12 protein-coding genes are annotated in these 17,381 nt (G+C 68.8%); 8 read left to right on the forward strand and 4 right to left on the reverse strand.

Features of this window, described 5'->3' with window-relative positions; all coding sequences use genetic code 11:
- Positions 1 to 17: 17 nt before the first annotated feature.
- From ACZ5PO_RS33525 to ACZ5PO_RS33535, 3 genes are all read right to left on the reverse strand, one after another.
- Entirely contained in the window at positions 18 to 872 is an 855-nt protein-coding gene (locus ACZ5PO_RS33525) for an oxidoreductase (protein WP_464187021.1), read from the reverse strand.
- A gap of 250 nt (positions 873 to 1,122) precedes the next feature.
- A complete protein-coding gene (locus tag ACZ5PO_RS33530) occupies positions 1,123 to 4,293 on the reverse strand; it encodes an efflux RND transporter permease subunit (protein WP_464187022.1) in 3,171 nt (1,056 codons plus the stop codon).
- Positions 4,293 to 5,528 carry an efflux RND transporter periplasmic adaptor subunit gene (locus tag ACZ5PO_RS33535; protein ID WP_464187023.1) on the reverse strand — a complete coding sequence of 412 codons (1,236 nt, stop codon included), beginning with the start codon at positions 5,526 to 5,528 and terminating at the stop codon, positions 4,293 to 4,295. Before ACZ5PO_RS33535 ends, ACZ5PO_RS33530 begins: the two co-directional genes overlap by 1 nt.
- A gap of 149 nt (positions 5,529 to 5,677) precedes the next feature.
- On the opposite strand from ACZ5PO_RS33535, the gene ACZ5PO_RS33540 reads away from it, so the two are divergent.
- From ACZ5PO_RS33540 to ACZ5PO_RS33565, 6 genes are all read left to right on the forward strand, one after another.
- Entirely contained in the window at positions 5,678 to 6,358 is a 681-nt protein-coding gene (locus tag ACZ5PO_RS33540) for a TetR/AcrR family transcriptional regulator (protein WP_464187024.1), read from the forward strand.
- Positions 6,359 to 6,635: 277 nt separating this feature from the next.
- Positions 6,636 to 7,490 carry an ABC transporter substrate-binding protein gene (locus ACZ5PO_RS33545; protein WP_464197138.1) on the forward strand — a complete coding sequence of 285 codons (855 nt, stop codon included), beginning with the start codon at positions 6,636 to 6,638 and terminating at the stop codon, positions 7,488 to 7,490.
- Between the two features lie 100 nt (positions 7,491 to 7,590).
- Positions 7,591 to 9,210 carry an amino acid ABC transporter permease/ATP-binding protein gene (locus tag ACZ5PO_RS33550; protein ID WP_464187025.1) on the forward strand — a complete coding sequence of 540 codons (1,620 nt, stop codon included), beginning with the start codon at positions 7,591 to 7,593 and terminating at the stop codon, positions 9,208 to 9,210.
- A gap of 61 nt (positions 9,211 to 9,271) precedes the next feature.
- Entirely contained in the window at positions 9,272 to 10,519 is a 1,248-nt protein-coding gene (locus ACZ5PO_RS33555) for an acetamidase/formamidase family protein (RefSeq protein ID WP_464187026.1), read from the forward strand.
- Positions 10,520 to 10,611: 92 nt separating this feature from the next.
- Positions 10,612 to 12,951 carry an acetamidase/formamidase family protein gene (locus ACZ5PO_RS33560; protein WP_464187027.1) on the forward strand — a complete coding sequence of 780 codons (2,340 nt, stop codon included), beginning with the start codon at positions 10,612 to 10,614 and terminating at the stop codon, positions 12,949 to 12,951.
- Between the two features lie 113 nt (positions 12,952 to 13,064).
- Positions 13,065 to 13,451: a RidA family protein gene (locus ACZ5PO_RS33565; protein WP_464187029.1), complete on the forward strand. Its 387-nt coding sequence runs from the start codon at positions 13,065 to 13,067 to the stop codon at positions 13,449 to 13,451.
- Between the two features lie 48 nt (positions 13,452 to 13,499).
- Here ACZ5PO_RS33565 and ACZ5PO_RS33570 read toward each other — a convergent pair whose 3' ends face one another.
- Entirely contained in the window at positions 13,500 to 14,456 is a 957-nt protein-coding gene (locus ACZ5PO_RS33570; protein WP_464187030.1) for a LysR family transcriptional regulator, read from the reverse strand.
- A gap of 143 nt (positions 14,457 to 14,599) precedes the next feature.
- On the opposite strand from ACZ5PO_RS33570, the gene ACZ5PO_RS33575 reads away from it, so the two are divergent.
- Together ACZ5PO_RS33575 and ACZ5PO_RS33580 are read left to right on the forward strand one after the other, a co-directional pair.
- Positions 14,600 to 16,003 (forward strand): amidase, encoded by a 1,404-nt coding sequence (locus ACZ5PO_RS33575; RefSeq protein WP_464187031.1) that lies wholly within the window; start codon positions 14,600 to 14,602, stop codon positions 16,001 to 16,003.
- Between the two features lie 45 nt (positions 16,004 to 16,048).
- The gene (locus ACZ5PO_RS33580) at positions 16,049 to 17,347 is read left to right on the forward strand and encodes an ABC transporter substrate-binding protein (protein ID WP_464187032.1); all 1,299 of its coding nucleotides are present in this window, start codon (positions 16,049 to 16,051) and stop codon (positions 17,345 to 17,347) included.
- Positions 17,348 to 17,381: the final 34 nt, after the last annotated feature.

Below are 17,381 nucleotides of genomic sequence, written 5' to 3' on the forward strand. Positions count from 1 at the left end.
CCCGCCCGCAGCGACGTTCACCCTTGCCCGGGTGGAAAGTCGGCCGACAGCGCCACCTCGCGCCAGGCCTCGATCTGCTCGAGGCGCTCGGCGAGCTTCTTGGTCACCACATCGTAGCCGAAGGCGCCGAGCACCAGGTGGCGGGGCGCCACCTCCGCCTCCACCGCCTTGATCATGGCCTCCCCGGCGCGGATCGGATCACCGATCTGGGTGCCGCTGCGGCCGCTGATCTGCTGCATGCGCGCACCCGCCGTCTCGGCGTAGTCGGGGCTTTTGAGCGGCGTCTGCTTGAGCGAGCGGCCGGCCCAATCGGTACGGAACGGACCGGGCTCGACGACGATGACCTTGATGCCGAGCGGGGCAACCTCGGCGGCGAGCGCCTCCGAGAAGCCCTCGACCGCGTGCTTCGTGGCCGAATAATAGGCGGAGGCCGGGAAGCCGATGAGGCCGCCGATGGAGCTGATGTTGAGGATGTGGCCCTTGCGCCGGGCGCGCATGCCCGGCAGCACGGCCCGCGTCATGGCGAACAGGCCGAAGACGTTGGCCTCGAACAGCGCCCGAATCTCGGCCTCCACGCCCTCCTCGGCGGCCGCCTGGTAGCCGTAGCCGGCATTGTTGACGAGCACGTCGATGGCGCCGAAGCGCGCCTCGGCGGCGGCGACGGCGCCGCCGATCTGATCGGGCACGGTCACATCGAGCGCGAGCGGCAGCGCCCGGTCGCCGGCGCCGGCGGCAATGTCGGCGACGCGGTCGACGCTGCGCGCCGTCACCACGGCATTCCAGCCGCGGGCCAGCACCAGCTTGGCGAGCTCACGCCCGAAGCCGGTGGAGCAGCCCGTGATGAACCACGTGGGTTTGCTTTGGTCGGCCATAGGGGCCTCCTTCGGTGATCGCTGCGGTTGCGCCAGCATAGCGGCCGAAGCCGCCGCATGTTGGCCCCGCGGCCCTCACCTTGCGCATGCCTGGCCCGTGTCAGGCGAACGGCCGCGCAGTGAGCGGCCGGTCCGAGGGTTGGGGGGCGTTTAACCCTCGAACCGGCCGCATCGCCAGCCCGAAGGCTGGACGATCTCAAGCGACATCGCGGGCTCGTCGAAGCAGGAGTTCTGGTCCGCGAATTTCTGCTTAGGAACGGCTTGGAGCCGCGTGTCCGTCGGCGCCGACGACGACCGACGGAGACGAGTCGGCCGTAGGTGCCTCGGCCCCCGCCTGCCGCCTCGACAGGAGACGGAAGAACAACGGAATGAAGAAGATGGCGATGAAGGTCGCCGCCAGCATGCCCCCGATCACGCCGGTGCCGATCGAATGGCGGCTCGCCGAGCCGGCGCCGCTGCTGATGGCCAGCGGCACGACGCCAAGGATGAAGGCGAGCGACGTCATGACGATGGGCCGGAAGCGCAGGCTCGCCGCCTTGAGCGCCGCGTCGAAGGCCGACAGCCCGGCCCGCTGCTGCTCCGAGGCGAACTCGACGATCAGGATGGCGTTCTTGGCGGCGAGGCCGATCAGCGTGACGAGGCCGATCTGAAAGTAGACGTCGTTCTCGATGCCGCGCAGGGCGATCGCCAGGATGGCTCCGAACAGGGCGAAGGGCACCGCCAGAACCACCGCCAGCGGCAGCGTCCAGCGTTCGTATTGGGCGGCCAGGATCAGGAAGACCATGACCAGGCCGAAGATGAAGCCCAGGTTGCCGCTGCCGGCGGTCGCCAGCTCCTGATAGGCGGAGCCGGTCCAGCCGATGGTGTAGTCGTTGCCCAACGTCTTGGCGACGACGTCCTGAATGGCGGCGATGGCTTGTCCGGACGAGTAGCCAGGAGCCGGATTGCCCAGGATCTTGGCGGAGGGGAAGATATTGAAGCGGTCGACCACGTCGGGGCCGAGCGTGCGGACCACCGAGACGAGCGCGCTCAGCGGCACCATGGCGCCGCCCGACGACCGCACATAGACGTATTGCAGGTCGTCCGGCTTCTCGCGGAAATTGGCTTCCGACGAGAGGCTGACGCGGTAGGTCCGGCCGAACAACGTGAAGTCGTTGACGTAGAGACTGCCGAACGTGCTCTGCATCGTCTCGAATATGGATGAGATCGGGACGCCGAGCGCCTTCGCCTTCTCCTTGTCGACATCGATCCGGTACTGCGGAACGGCGGTGCTGAAGGTGGTGCTGACGCCGCGCAGCTCGGGGCGTTCGTTCGCCGCGGCGATCACCTTCTGCGCGGCAGCCGCCAGCTGGTCGAGCGTGCCGCCGGTGCGGTCCTGCAGATAGAACTCGAAGCCGCCCGTCGTGCTGATGCCCTGGATCGGCGGCGGGTTGAAGCCGAGCATGACGCCGTCCTTGAACTTGCCGTTCACGGCGCCGAGCGTGTTGGCGAGGACGCGGGCATCCTGGTCGGGGGCCTTGCGCTCGGACCAGTCCTTCAGGTTCAAGAAGGCGACGCCGCCGTTGGTCTTGAGGGCGCCGGACAGGAAGTCGTAGCCCGACAGCATGAGCAGGTCCTTGACCGCCGGGTTGGCGCCGACCGCGTCGCTGATGACGGTGTTGGTCGCCACCGTGCGGTCGAGCGAGGCCGCAGGCGGCAGGATGGTGACCAGGAAGACGTAGCCCTGGTCCTCGTTTGGCACGAGGCTGCCGGGCACGCGCTGGAACAGCGTCCAGGTGACGCCGAGCATCGCCGCGATGAGGACCAGCGCGAGCGCCACGTTCCTCAGGATGAAGCGCACGCCGCTCGTATAGCCGCGCGTCAGCGCGTCGAAGCCGCGGTTGAACCAGCGAAACGGCAGCCACGGCTCGCTGTGGCCGGGCTTGAGGAGCAGCGCGCACAAAGCGGGCGTCAGGGTCAGCGCCACCAGCCCCGAGATCACCACGGAGACGGCGATGGTCACCGCGAACTGCCGGTAGAGCTGGCCGGCCAGCCCGCCCAGGAACGACACCGGAATGAACACTGCGCAGAGCACGAGCACGATGGCTACGACCGGGCCGCTGACCTCGCCCATCGCCTGGATGGCCGCCTCGCGCGGGCTCTTGTGCTCGCTCGACATGATGCGCTCGACGTTCTCGAGCACGACGATGGCGTCGTCGACGACGATGCCGATAGCCAGCACCATGCCGAACAGCGTCAGCAGGTTGATCGAGAAGCCGAGCAGATACATGCCGGCGAAGGTGCCGATCAGCGACACCGGCACCGCCACGACCGGGATCAGGGTGGCGCGCCAGTTCTGCAGGAACACGAACACCACCACGACGACCAGCACGATCGCCTCGATGAAGGTGTGCACCACCTCGTCGATCGAGACCTCGATGAACCGCGTCGGATTGAACGGCACCGAGTATTCCAGGCCCTCGGGAAAGCGCTTGGCCAGCCGCTCCATGGTCGCCTCGACGGCGGCCGAGACCTGCAGGGCGTTGGCACCGGGCTGGAGGTAGATGGCGATCGGAACCGTGGGCGCGCCGTTCAGCGTCGCCTTCAGGCCGTAGGTGAGCGCGCCGAGCTCGATACGCGCGACATCCTTCAGCCGCAACGCCCCGCCGCTCTCGTCGGAGCGGATGATGATGTTCTCGAATTCGCGCGGGTCCGCGAGGCGGCCGGGCGTCGTCACGGAATAGGTGAAGGGCTGGCCTGCGCTCATCGGCTCTTCGCCGAAGCGGCCGGCAGCGAACTGGGAGTTCTGCTCGCGGATCGCCACCGAGATGTCGCTGGGCGTCAGGTTGTACTGGGCCACCTTGTCCGGGCGTAGCCAGACCCGCATGGAGTAGTCCGACTGGCCGAACAGCGTCGCATCGCCGACGCCCGGCGTGCGGCGCAGGTCGTCGATGATGTTGATGAGGGCGTAGTTGGACATGAAGATCGCGTCGTAGCGCCCGCTCTTCGACGAGAGCGCCAGCACTTCGAGGATCGAGCTCGACCGCTTGGTGACGGTCACGCCCTGCCGCTGCACCTCCTGCGGCAGCAGCGCCACGGCGCGCTGCACCCGGTTGTTGACGTTGATCGTCGCCTGGTCCGGATTCGTCCCGATCTGAAAATACACCGACATGTTCATGGAGCCGGTGCCGGTCGCCGTCGAGCGCATGTAGATCATGTCCTCGACGCCGTTGACCTGCTGCTCGATAGGGGCAGCGACGGTCTCCGCGATCGTCTGGGCCGTGGCGCCCGGATAGGTGGCCGAGATGGTGACCTCTGGCGGCACGATCTCCGGGTACTGCGCGATCGGCAGCGACCGCATGGCGACCAGGCCGGCCAGCACGATGACGATCGACAGCACCGACGCGAAGATGGGGCGGTCGATGAAGAACTTCGAGAACATCAGCGCGCGCCCGTGGTCGCCGGTGCCTTGTCGGAGCCGCGGTCGGCCACCCGCTCCGCGCCTGGGCCGGCGGACGCGGCCTGCCGCGGCGGCGCGTTCGGCGCGACGGGATTGACGGGCTTGCCGGGGCGAACGCGCATGATCCCGTCGACGACGACGCGGTCGCCCGGCTTCAGGCCATCCTCGACCACCCAGCGCTCGCCGAGATCGTTGGCGAGCCGGATGGGCTGCGGCACCGTGTTGTTGGCGTCGTTCACGACATAGACGAACGGTCCCTGCGGGCCCTGGGACACGGCCTGCTTGGGGATGGCGATGGCATCGGGCAGCGACACGCCCTTCACGGCGACGCGCACGAACTGGCCGGGCAGAAGACGTCCGTCGGGATTGGGAAAGAGGGCGCGCACCTGGATCGTACCGGTCTGCTCGCTGACCAGGCTGGCGGACACGTCGATCCGTCCCGCTCGCGGATAGACCGTGCCGTCGCCGAAGCGGAGCTCGACGGTGACGTCGTTCACCGTGATCGGCTTGGCCAGGCGCGCGTTCAGCTTCTGAAAAGCCTGGTTTTCGGCGTCGGTGAAGGAAAAGTTCACGTAGGCCGGATCCAGCACGGTGACGGTGGTCAGCAACGTCTGCTGGGCCTGCACCAGCGTGCCCTCGGGCGGCGACAGCAGCCGCGTGTTGCCCGACACGGGCGAGCGGATGGTCGTATAGCCCAGGTTCAACCTGGCCGTATCGGCCTCGGCCTGGGCCAGCTGCACGCTGGCCTGCGCCTGATCGCGAGCCGCCAGCGCGTCGTCGCGCTGCTTGTCGGACGCCACCTGCCGGCGCAGCAGCTCCTCGTTTCGCCGCAGCGTGTCCGCAGCCTGGCGAAGCGCCGCCTGCGCCTGCGCGACCTGCGCATTCGCCCGGTCGAGCGCGGCCTGGTACGGCTTGGGATCGATCTGGAAGAGCACCTGCCCCTGCTTGACGGGCGCGCCCTCGACGAACTCGCGCTTGAGCAGCAGGCCGCCGACCTGCGCCCTGATCTCCACGTCGCGGAAGCCGGCGACCCGGCCGGCGTAGACGGTGATCAGCGGGATGGCCTCGGCGCGCGCCGCCAGCACGCTCACCTCCGGCGGCGGCATGGCGACGGAGGCCTGGGCCGGCGGCGGATGCGCGCCGCCCCGCAGCCAGTAATAGCCCGCACCCGCCCCCGCGGCGGCGATCAACAGGATGGCGATCAGACGGCTGGACAAGCGGGGCCCCCGAAGCGCGAAATAGAAACGGGCAACGTTCCCGGGTCCGCCGCGGCGGTGGGAACGCCCCGGGAATGGGTCCCGGGCTTTATTAAACGATACGGTATGGTTTAATAATGGCGTCGACGCGATTTGGCAAGGAGCCGGAGATGTCGGGAAGCGAAGCAGCGGCGGCCGCCGAGCCCGCCTGTCGCAAGGGCGGACGGCCGACCCGCGCCGAGGCGGCCGAGCGCGATGAGCGGCTCATCGAGATCGCCACGAGCCTGTTTATGGAGCGCGGCTTCGAGGCCACGTCGATCGACGCGCTGGCGGACGCCGCCCGCGTCAGCAAGCCGACCGTCTACGCGCGCTACCGTGACAAGCGCGAGCTGTTCGCCGCCGTGCTCAAGCGGCAGATCGAACGTTGGCTGGTGCCCCTGTCCGCCGCCGCCCACACCCAGGTCGACGTGCACGACAAAGCGGCCCTGGAAGCCATGCTGGTGGATGTCGCCCGGCAGATGGTGGCGCTGTCCTCGACGCCCGGATCCATCGCGCTCAGCCGTATCCTGTCGGCCCAGGCGCCGCATTTTCCCGAGCTGGCGCAACTCGCCTTCGAGGAAGGATGGCAGAAGGCGGTGGCGGCGACAGCGCGGATGCTGGACAGCGTCGCCTCCCGGGGCCTGGTCCGCATCGACGACCCCGCGATGGTCGCCGACCTGTTCCTGAGCCTCGTCTTGGGTCCGGTGACACGCCATCACGGCCATTGCGCGGAGCTGCCGGCCGCAGCCCAGGACGAGCGCCTCGTCAAGGCGGTCAGCCTGTTCCTGAACGGGGCTCTACCCCGCGGCTGACCTGCTGCGACAACTGCGGCGATTCTTGATCAAACCATAAGCACATCGAGTTATTTTATGTGCATGCTGCCTCCGTGCGAGCAAACAGGGGCCGTCGCAAGTTATAGTGCGTCTGGCGACAAGTCGCCTCGCAATCTCCCCTCCTAGGCTTCCTCCCCTGTGATGCGGCCCGCGGCGCGTCCGTCGGCGGTCAAACATGAGGGAGAGTGCGATGGCGAGGGACGATCTCGACAAGGTCCGGTGCGGGCGCGGTGGCTGGGCCGGCCGCGGCCTCCTGATGCTCGGCGCCGTCTGCGCGCTGGCGCTGGCGGCGCCCCGGCAGGCCCGGGCGGAGGCCTCCGAGGCGCCGCCCTCATGCCAGCAATTGCAGGCGAAATATCCGTCGCTCAAGGGCAAGACGCTGGTCAACGCCATCAACCCGCACACCCCCGGCTACGAAGCGCTCGATCCGAAAGATCCCAGCAAATACATCGGCTTCGACATCGACCTGGGTGAGACCATCGGCAAGTGCCTGGGCTTCACCATGACCTACAAGCCGGTGACCTTCGCAGCCCTGCTGACGACGTTGGCCAGCGGCCAGGCCGACATCGTCATCTCCGACATCTACGCCACCGAGGAGCGCGCCAAGGCGGCCGACTTCATCACCTACTCCAAGGTGTTCGACGGCGTCCTGGTGGCCAAGGGCAACCCCAAGAAGATCACCGGCATCAATACCTCCCTGTGCGGCACCGCCGCCGCCGAGAATACCGGCTATGTGGAGGTGCCCCTGATCCAGGCCCTGGCCGAGCAGTGCAAGGCCGAGGGCAAGCCGGCGCCGACGATCCAGCTCTACGACAACAACGCCAATTGCATCCAGGCGATCCTGGCCGGACGTGCCGATACGTACATCAACGACGTCAATACCGTCGACCAGGCGGTGAAGGCCTACCCGGACAAGCTGGAGAAGGCGGTTGCGGTCACCCTGCCCTATTCGGTCGGCATCGCCGTGCCCAAGGGCAAGACCGAGTTTCGCGATGCCATCCTCGCGGCGCTGATCGAGATCCAGAAGGCGGGCATCGAGACCGAGCTGCTGAAGAAGTGGTCGCTCGATGCCGGCACCCTCGAAGAGCCCCGTATCCTCACCACGAACTAGATCTGGATGGTTTTCTTCGAATCATCATCCGGCTCTAAGTCTTTGTCTTGAGCATGATCTTGTCCAAAAACCGGCGTCCACTTTTTGGGATCATGCGCTAATGGATCTGTTCGTCCACTACCTCAGCCTGCCGTACCTGATCCAGGGCATCTGGTTCACGCTCGCCGTGACCGCGCTCGGTCTGGCCGGCGGGCTGATCGGGGGGCTCGTGCTGGCCGCCATGCAGCTCAGCCGCTTCTGGCCGCTGGCGGCGCTCGCCCGGGCCTATACGGTCATCTTCCGCGGCACGCCGCTCATCCTCCAGCTCGTCTTCGCCTACGACGCGCTGCCCCACATCGGGCTGAAGCTCAGCGCCATGGCCGCGGCGGGTCTGGCGCTGGCCGCCAACGAGGCGCCGTTCATCGCCGAGATCCTGCGCTCCGGCGTGCTCGGCGTCGACCGCGGCCAGATCGCCGCCGGCCAGGCGCTGGGCATGACGCCCGGCGTGCTGATGCGCCGGATCATCGCCCCGCAGGCCATCCGCGCCATGGTGCCGGCGTTCGGCAACGAGGCGGTGAGCACGCTGAAGAACTCGTCGCTCGCCTCGGTCATCTCGGTGCAGGAACTGACGCTGCGCAGCACCCAGCTCGCCTCCTCCACCTTCGATTTCTTTTCGATCTTCTTCGCCTCCGGCCTGATGTACCTGGTGCTCACCGGCGGCATCGCCGCCATCCAGCTCATCGCGGAGCGGCTGCTCGATCTCGACCGCGCGCCGCGGCGCGGCGGTCTCGCCCGCCTGTTGCCCTGGCACCGCGAGGCCGTCGCGCCGGCAGCGGTGCCGCAACCCGCGCCGGAGCCGGCGCCGCTCCGGGTAGCCTACGACGCAGCCGCGTCACGAGCCGCCAAGACGGCCCCCGCCGATCGCGGCAAGCGCGCCGCCATGCTTGCCGGCAACAACGTGGCGGTCGAGGTCGCCGGCCTGCGCAAGACCTACGGCCAGCAGACCGTGCTCGACGGCGTCGATCTCGCCGTGCCCATCGGCGAGGTGGTGGCGCTGCTCGGCCCCAGCGGCTCCGGCAAGAGCACGCTGCTGCGCTGCATCAATCACCTGGAGGCCCCGGATGCGGGGCTGGTGCGGGTGGGCGGGCAACGGCTCGGCTACCGCGACGACGGCCGGCTGCTGAGCCCGCGGGCGGTGGCGCAGCAGCGCGCCGACGTCGGCGTCGGCATGGTGTTCCAGCAGTTCAACCTGTTCGGCCATCTCACCGCAGTCGAGAACGTCGCCGGCCCCCTGCGCTGGGTGCATCACCTGTCGCGGCTCGACGCGGAGCGGCGGGCGCGCGAGCTCATCGACCGCGTCGGCCTGAGCCACCGGGCCGACGCGCTGCCGCGCCACCTGTCGGGCGGCCAGCAACAGCGCGTCGCCATCGCCCGGGCGCTGGCCCCGAACCCGAGCGTGCTGCTGCTCGACGAGCCGACCTCGGCGCTCGACCCGGAGCTCGTCGGCGAGGTGCTCGAGGTGATCCGCCGCCTCGCCGTCGAGGACGGGCTCACCATGATCATCTCCACCCACCAGTTGCGCTTCGCCGACGAGGTGGCGGACCGCGTCGTCTTTCTGGCCGAGGGCGTCATCCGCGAGGAAGGGCCCGCGCACGAGGTGCTGACCCGGCCCAAGCACCCCCTCACCGCCCGCTTCCTCAGCACCATGGCCGCCGAGCGCCCGCTGCAATCGTCAGCCTGAGCCCGTTCCGGTCGTTCCCGATCCTTCCTTGAGGCGGCGCGCCCGCCCGACGAGGCACTCCATGAGGCACCACACCCTTCCCGTGTCGCCGGCGACCGTCCACTGGGGCTATTTCAGCAAGGTGGTGGCGCCGGCACTCACCGTGCGCTCGGGCGACCGCGTCACCATCGAGACGCTGACCCATCACGCCGGCGACGACTACGAGCGCATGGTCTCCGGCGACCCGGGCGCCGAGAGCGTGTTCCGCTGGACCCGCGAGCACAAGGCGGTGGCCCGCCGCGGCGCCGGCCCGACCGAGGGACCGTTCCTGCGCGGCGCCGGCGAGGGCCTCGGCGTCCACCTGCTGACCGGCCCCGTCGCCATCGAAGGCGCCGAGCCGGGCGACGTCCTCGAGGTGCGCATCCTCGACATCCGTCCGCGCCCGAGCTGCCACGCCTGCCACGCCGGGCGCTGCTTCGGCTCCAACGCCGCAGCCAACTGGGGCTTCCACTACCACGATCTGATCGAGGAGCCGAAGCCGCGCGAGGTGATCACCATCTTCGAGCTCGACGCCTCGGGCGAGCCCTTCGCGCGCGCGGTCTACAACTACGTCTGGACGCCGCAGGCCGACCCGGACGGCGTCGTCCATTCCACCATCGACTATCCCGGCGTGCCGGTGAACCACGCCCTGGTGCGCAAGCGCGAGAACATCCTGGCCAACGTCAGGGTGCCGGCGCGCCTGCACTTCGGCACCATGGGCCTGGCACCGGCGGAGGCCGACTTCGTCAGCTCCATCCCGCCCGGCTACACCGGCGGCAACATCGACGACTGGCGCATCGGCAAGGGGGCGCGGATGTATTACCCGGTCGCAGTGGCCGGCGGCTTCTTCTCGGTGGGCGACCCCCACGCCGCCCAGGGCGACAGCGAGCTCGGCGGCACCGCCATCGAGACCTCGCTGACCGGCGACTTCGCGTTCGTCCTGCACAAGCACCGCGACCTCGGCGGCACCATCCTGGAGGGGCTGACCCATCCGCTGCTGGAGACGGACCAGCAATGGTCGGTCTACGGCTTCACCTTCCCCAACTACCTGGCCGAGCTCGGCGCCGAGGCACAGACGGAGGTGGCGAACCACGCCAGCCTCGACAAGGCCATGCGCGACGCCTTCCGCAAGCTGCGCCGCTTCCTGATGACGGTGCACGGGCTGAGCGAGGACGAGGCCATCGCGCTGATGTCCGTGGCGGCGGATTTCGGCGTGACGCAGGTGGTCGACGCCAATTGGGGCGTGCACGGCTCGATCCGCAAGAGCGTCTTCACTTGCACGCCGGCGTGAGCGCGCCGGCTGCCGGGCGGCGGCGCCTGCCTGCACGGGCACCGCGTGGCACGGCGATTGCCTCGCGTCGGGCGAGTTTTGCAGGTCGCCGCATGAGCCTTCGCCAGTTCACCAGCGAATCCTATCCAGCGCAGACGCGCCACGATGCCTGGCAGGACGTGCTCGCCACGCTGGGCCTGCGCTCCACGCCGGCGCCGCCGCAGGACGGCGCCCACGCCACCGCCGTGCTGCGCGGCTCGGCCGACGGCATCGCCGTGGCGCGGCTCTCGGCGGGCGCGCAGATGCTGTCGCCGCTGCCGCTGCGCGGCGAGCTGCCGCTCGTGCTCGTCTTCGCCGACGACGGCGCGCTCCTGGCGCAGGACGACGGTCTGGCGGCCATTCCCACGGGCGATGTCGTCGTGCTGCCGCGCCGCGCGGCCTGGCGGATCGTCATTCGCCAGGACGTGCGGGTGGCAGCCCTGTCGGTGACGGCTTTGGCCTTCCGCGGCCGCAAGCTCGGCCCGCTGCAGCTCGGCGGTGCCCGCGTCGTCGCGGCGGAGGCGCTCGCGGCGGTATTGGCCCGAGCGCTGGAAGCCGCCGCACAGGACCTGGAGACGATGCCCCCGGCGGACTGGGCCGCCGTCGACCAGAGCCTGGCCGAGCTGCTGCTGACGCTGGCCCATCGCTTGCCGCCGCCGGACGGCGCCGGCGCGGCGAGCACCGCCGCCCGGGCGGCCCTGCTGCACCGCATCTGCCAGACCATCGAGCGCCGGCTCGACGACCCCGATCTGACGCCGGTCCGCGTGGCCCAGATGGAGGGCATCTCCGAGCGCTACCTGCAGAAGCTGTTCGAGGGCACAGGGGACAACTTCACCAGCTACCTGCGCGAGCGCCGGCTCACCCGGACCCGGGCCGAGCTGGCGGACCCGGCCGAGGCGCATCATTCGGTGTCGGAGATCGCCTTCCGCTGCGGCTTCACCGATGCTGCCAACTTCAGCCGCGCCTTCCGCGAGCGCTTCGGGCTGTCGCCGCGCGCCTTTCGCCAGCAGGAGGCCGAACGGCTCGCCGCGAGTTCCGGCCCGCTGGGCCAGCGCGGCTGGCCGCAGGAAGCCCTGACGCAGCTTCGCGCTCTGCGCGGCCCGATCGGCGTCGCCGCCGACGTGGCGGAGGGCGCCCGCCGGCAGCCGGCTCCGGTGCCCGGCGCGGCCCCCGTCCATCATCACGTGCCGGCCGACGCCGCCCACGTGCATTGGGGCTTCTTCAGCCGCTCGCTCGAGCCGCTCATGGAGATCGCCTCCGGCGACACCGTCACCATCGAGACGTTGACGCAGCACGCCTCCGACGACCCCGAGCGGATGATCGCCGGCGACCCCGGCGCCGAGAGCGTGTTCCGCTGGACGTCCGAGGCCAAGGCCGTCGACCGCCGCGGCGCCGGCCCCATGGACGCGTCGGTCTACGGTCGGGGCGCCGGCGAGGGCTTCGGCGTGCACATCTGCACCGGCCCCATCGCGATCAAGGACGCGCAGCCCGGCGACGTGCTGGAGGTGCGCATCCTCGATATCGTGCCCCGCCCGAGCCGCAGCCCGGCCTTCGCGGGGCGCGTCTTCGGCAGCAGCGCGGCGGCCTGGTGGGGCTACCACTATGGCGAACTGCTGAGCGAGCCCCGGCCGCGCGAGACGGTGACCGTCTACGAAATCTTCGCCGACGACCCCGCGCCGCACGCCCGCGCCGCCTACGCCTTCCTCTGGGAGCCGCAGACCGATCCGTTCGGTGTCGTCCACGCCACCTACGACTATCCCGGCGTGCCCGTCATGCCTGGTAGCGTGGCCCGCCGGCAGGCCGTGCTCGAGGGCGTCCGCATTCCGCTTCGCCTGCACTTCGGCGTTATCGGCGTGGCCCCCAGGGAGGCGGAGCTGGTCGACTCGGTGCCACCGTCCTACTTCGGCGGCAACCTGGACAACTGGCGCCTCGGCAAGGGCGCCACCGTCTATCTGCCGGTGTCGGTGCCCGGCGCTCTGCTCTCGGTCGGCGATCCGCACGCCGCCCAGGGCGACGGCGAGCTCGGCGGCACGGCGATCGAGTGCTCGATGACCGGCACGTTCCAGGTGACGCTGCACAAGAAGGCCGACCTCGCCGGGCGCCCCTTCGCCGACCTCACCTATCCGCTGATCGAGACCGAGACGGATTGGGTGCTGACCGGATTCAGCCACCCCAACTACCTCGCCGAGTTCGGCGCCAAGGGACAGAGCGAGGTCTACGCCAAGTCGTCGCTCGATCTCGCCATGAAGGATGCCTTCCGCAAGGTGCGCCGCTTCCTGATGAGCACCCGGGGCCTGAGCGAGGACGAAGCGATCGCGCTGATGTCGGCGGCCGTCGACTTCGGCATCACCCAGGTGGTCGACGGCAATTGGGGCGTGCACGCCATCCTGAGCAAGCGCCTGTTTAGCGCATGATCCCCAAGAGTGGACACCGGTTCTTGGGCAAGATCGTGCTCGAGACAAAGACTTGGAGCCGCACAAAGACTTGGAACAGCACAAAGGCTTGAGCCGCCAGATAGGAGAACCTGTTGCAGTTTCACATGATCGCCGGCGGGCCCCGGCCGGTGGCGCCGTTCAGCCACGCGGTCGAGACCGACGGCTTCGTCTTCGTGACCGGCCAGATGCCCGACTCTCCGCACGCGCCGGGCGTGCTGCCGGAGGGGATCGTCGGCCAGACCCGCGCGGTGATGGCCAACCTGCGCCTGGTGCTCGCCGGCCTCGACCTCGGCTTCGAGCATGTGGTGATGGCGCGGATCTACCTGACCCGCTTCAAGGACGACTATGCCGCCATGAACGAAACCTACCGAAGCTATTTCGCCGATGGCCGCCTGCCCGCGCGCACCTGCGTCGGCGTCACCGGCCTCGCCTACGACGCGCGGATCGAGATCGACCTCGTGGCGCGGCGGCCGGGATAGCGACCCGGCGCATGGAAGCTCTGAACCAGCCGCAAGCGCGGTCTCCGCTCACGACCACAGCAGCGTCGGCTCGCGCTCCTTGACGCTGACCGCGAAGCCTGACGGGCCGATGTCGTTGAAGAAGCGTTTGAAGGTGTCGATGAACTGACGCACGAACAGCGGCTTGGCGTTTCCGTAAAGATCGGCGACCAGCAGCGTCGGCGGCTGTAGATCATCGAGCAGAGGCCGGCGCACGATCGCCTCTCCATCCGTCGTCGCCCGTCCGACCGGCCGCATGTTGAGGATGGACATGCCGAAGCCCGACGCCACCGCCGAACGGACGGTCTCGTAGGAGCGGGTATGGAACCGCACCTCGGGGCTCTCCGCCGCCACGTCGAACAAGGTGACGAGGTAGGTCGACGTCCGCGGCATATCGAGCAGGACGAAGGGGCGGCTGGTGAGTTCAGACAGCCATAGGGCGTCCTTCTTCGCCAGGGGGTCGTCCATGTGCAGAAGCGCGTGGGCGGGCACCTTGCAGACCCGCGTGATGCTGCCGGTGTGGGTGAGCCCGATATCGTAGAGAATGGCGAGGTCGATCTTCCCTTCGGCAAGCCAGGCCTGCAATTGAACCTGGTCGCCCTCCAGAAGATCGATCTCGACATCGCCGACATCGTCGACGAACCTGCGCAGCATCTCGGGCATGAACAGAGCCCCGAAAGGCTCGAAGCAGCCGATCCGCAGCACCTTCGGCACACGCTCCGTCAGATCCCCGATCGCCCGGTTGAACTCGGTCGCCGCCGACAACATGACCCGGGCCGCGCCGACGAAGCGCTCGCCCGCAGGCGTGATCCGCGCGCCGCGCGCCGGGCGCCGCTCGAAGATCCGCGTGCCCATCTCGCCCTCGGCCAGGGTGATGGCGGCGAGAATGGACGACTGGGAAATGTGCAGGGTCTTGGATGCCGCCTGCACGCTGCCCTGCCGGGCGACCTCACACACATAGCGCAGCTGCCGGACGGTGAGGTTCATAGCAACCCTGTTCTTACATTAGATGTATGAAGTTCTGTGAAACAATACATTTTTTAAGCGCGACCGGAAGCATCAAACTCGCAACTGATCCCGGCCCCCTGCCGATAGTCGAAGCTGGGAACAAAAATAGGAAAAGCGCAGAAATGCCCTTCAGCACGCCCCTTGCAGGGGCCACTGAGCTGTGCCGCTTGGGCGCAGCCGAGCTCACGGATGCCTACCGCATGGGCTCGCTCTCGCCGGTGGAGATCGCAACCGCCACGATGGACCGCGCCGAGGAGACCAACCCTCGCTTCAACGCCTTTACGTTCGTCGATCGTGAGGGCGCGCTCGCCGCCGCGGCCGCTTCGGAGGCTCGCTGGCGCGCCGGCACGCCGCTGTCGGCCATCGACGGCGTGCCGACGACGCTGAAGGACATCGTCTGGGTCAAGGGCTGGAGCGTGCGCTACGGCAGCGCCACGACGCCGGCGGCTCCTTACGGCGACGACGCGCCGGCGGTCCAGCGGCTGCGCGCGGCGGGCGCCGTCTTCATCGGCCAGACCACGACGCCGGAGTTCGGCTGGAAAGCCATCACCGACAGCGCTCTGTTCGGCATCACCCGCAACCCCTGGAACCCTGCCAAGACGCCGGGCGGCTCCTCCGGCGGTGCCGCCGTCGCCGCCGCGGTCGGCGCAGGCGTCCTGCATCTCGGCACCGACGGGGGCGGCTCGATCCGCGTTCCGGCCTCCTTCACCGGCATCGTCGGCCACAAGCCGACCTACGGCCGCGTGGCGGCGCATCCGGCGAGCTCGTTCGGGACCGTGGCCCATATCGGCCCCATGACGCGCTGTGTCGCGGATGCTGCTGCCATGCTGGCGGCCATGGCGGGCCGCGACCTGCGTGACTGGGCGCAAGGCCCCGGGGTGCTGCCGCCGCTCGGCGGAGATGCGGAAGACTTGCGCGGCAAGCGTATCGGCTACTGGTCGACGCCCGCCTCCGGGACGGTGGCGCCGGAGGTCGCATCGCATGTCGGCGCGGCGGCGGCGAAGCTTGAAGCGTCCGGTGCTGTTGTCGAGCCCATCGAGCTGCCTGCGGACGATCTGCTCCACGTCTTCAACCACCACTGGTTCTCCGGCGCGGCAGCGCGGCTCGCCGTGGTCCCGGAGGCCGAGCGCGGCGGCATCGATCCCGGCTTTCTGGAGATCGCCCGGATCGGCGCGGCCTATACCGCGCCCCAGCTCGTGGCGGCACAGGGTCGCCGCGGCGAATTCGGATCGGCCATGGATCGGCTGATGACCAAGTTCGACTACATCGTATCCCCGGGCACCGCCCTGCCGGCCTTCGACGCGGGATTGGACGTGCCGGCGGGCAGCGCCTACCGGCACTGGACGGAATGGGCCGGCTTCAGCTTTCCCATCAACCTCAGCCAGCAGCCGGCTTGTGTGATCCCATGCGGCGTGACGGCCGACGGATTGCCGGTCGGCCTCCAGATCGTTGGCGCACGTGGCGAGGACGCCCGCGTCCTGTCCGCGGCCGCAGCGATCGAAAGCATCCTCGCCAGCTCAGCATAGATCGATCTACGGCAAGTATAACCGGCGACAAGAGGGGTAACCACGATGATGAACCGACGAGACATATTCAAAGGAGCAGTGGGAGCCGGTGCCGCCGGCGGGCTGCTCCTCGCGGAGCTGAACAGCACGGCGCAGGCGCAAAGCGCCAAGCCGATCCCGGTCGGCTCCGCCTTGCCGATGTCGGGCATCGCCGCCGCCGACGGCATCGAGTTCAAGAACGGCCTGGAGCTGGCCGCTCAGGAGATCAACGCGGCCGGCGGCATTCTCGGCCGGCCGATCGAGCTGCACATCGAAGATACGAAGGAAATGGGCGCCGACCTCGTCACCCAGTCCATGCAGCGCCTCGTCGACCGCCACGCCACGCCGGCGATCATCAACGGCTACAACCTCGGCACCAACATGGCCGAGATGGATGTCGCAGCCGACAACGACATCATCATGATGCACTACAACACGCTGATCTCGCACAACGAGAAGTTCAAGACCGATCCGGCCCGCTACTACGGATCGTTCCAGGGCGATCCGCCGGAATACTGGTATGGCCCAGGCTGTCTGAACTTCCTCAAGAACCTCTCCGAGGGCGGCCAGTGGAAGGCGCCCAACAAGAAGATCGCGATCATCCCATCGGCCAACGAATATTCGATCGTCATCGCCAACGCCATCCGCGACAAGGCCAAGGACTACGGCTTCGAGGTCAGCCTGTTCGAGACGGTGCCGTTCCCGACCAACCAGTGGGGACCGACGCTGGCCAAGCTGCGCCAGGATCCGCCGGCGGCGATCCTGGTGACGCACTTCCTGCCCCAGGACCTTGCCCAGTTCATGGTGCAATTCCTGCAGAAGCCGACGAACAGCCTGGTCTACATGCAGTACGGGCCGTCGCTGCCGGCCTTCCGCGAGATCGGCGGCGCCAACATCAACGGCGTGCTGTACTCGACGGTGATCGGCTGCCTGCCGGATGCGTTCTCCAAGTCGTACCGGGAGGCCTATCGCGCCAAGTTCGGCCCGACCTCGGCCTATATCACGGGCTCGCAGACCTATGATGGCCTCTGGATGTGGGCCATCGCGGCCGCGATCGCGGGCGGCCCCGGCGAGCCCTTCAAGAAGGAGCAGGTGAGCAAGGTCGCCGCCGTCATGCGCCGCAACGTCTATCGCGGCGTCAACGGCACCTACCGCGCCGACCCGGCCGGCCAGTCGGCCTATTGCTACCCCACCCAGGTGGCCGATCCCTCGCTCGGCATGCCGCACCAGTTCCTGCAGCACCAGGACTACAAGACCGATCCCAAGCTGATCGCGCCGGCGCTCTATGCCACCGACGCCTTCGTGCTGCCGCCCTGGATCAAGTGAGCGCGCAGGGCGAGCCATGCCTGCCGCGGCGCCG

It is taken from the genome of Chelatococcus sp. KU-N122 (assembly GCF_055391085.1).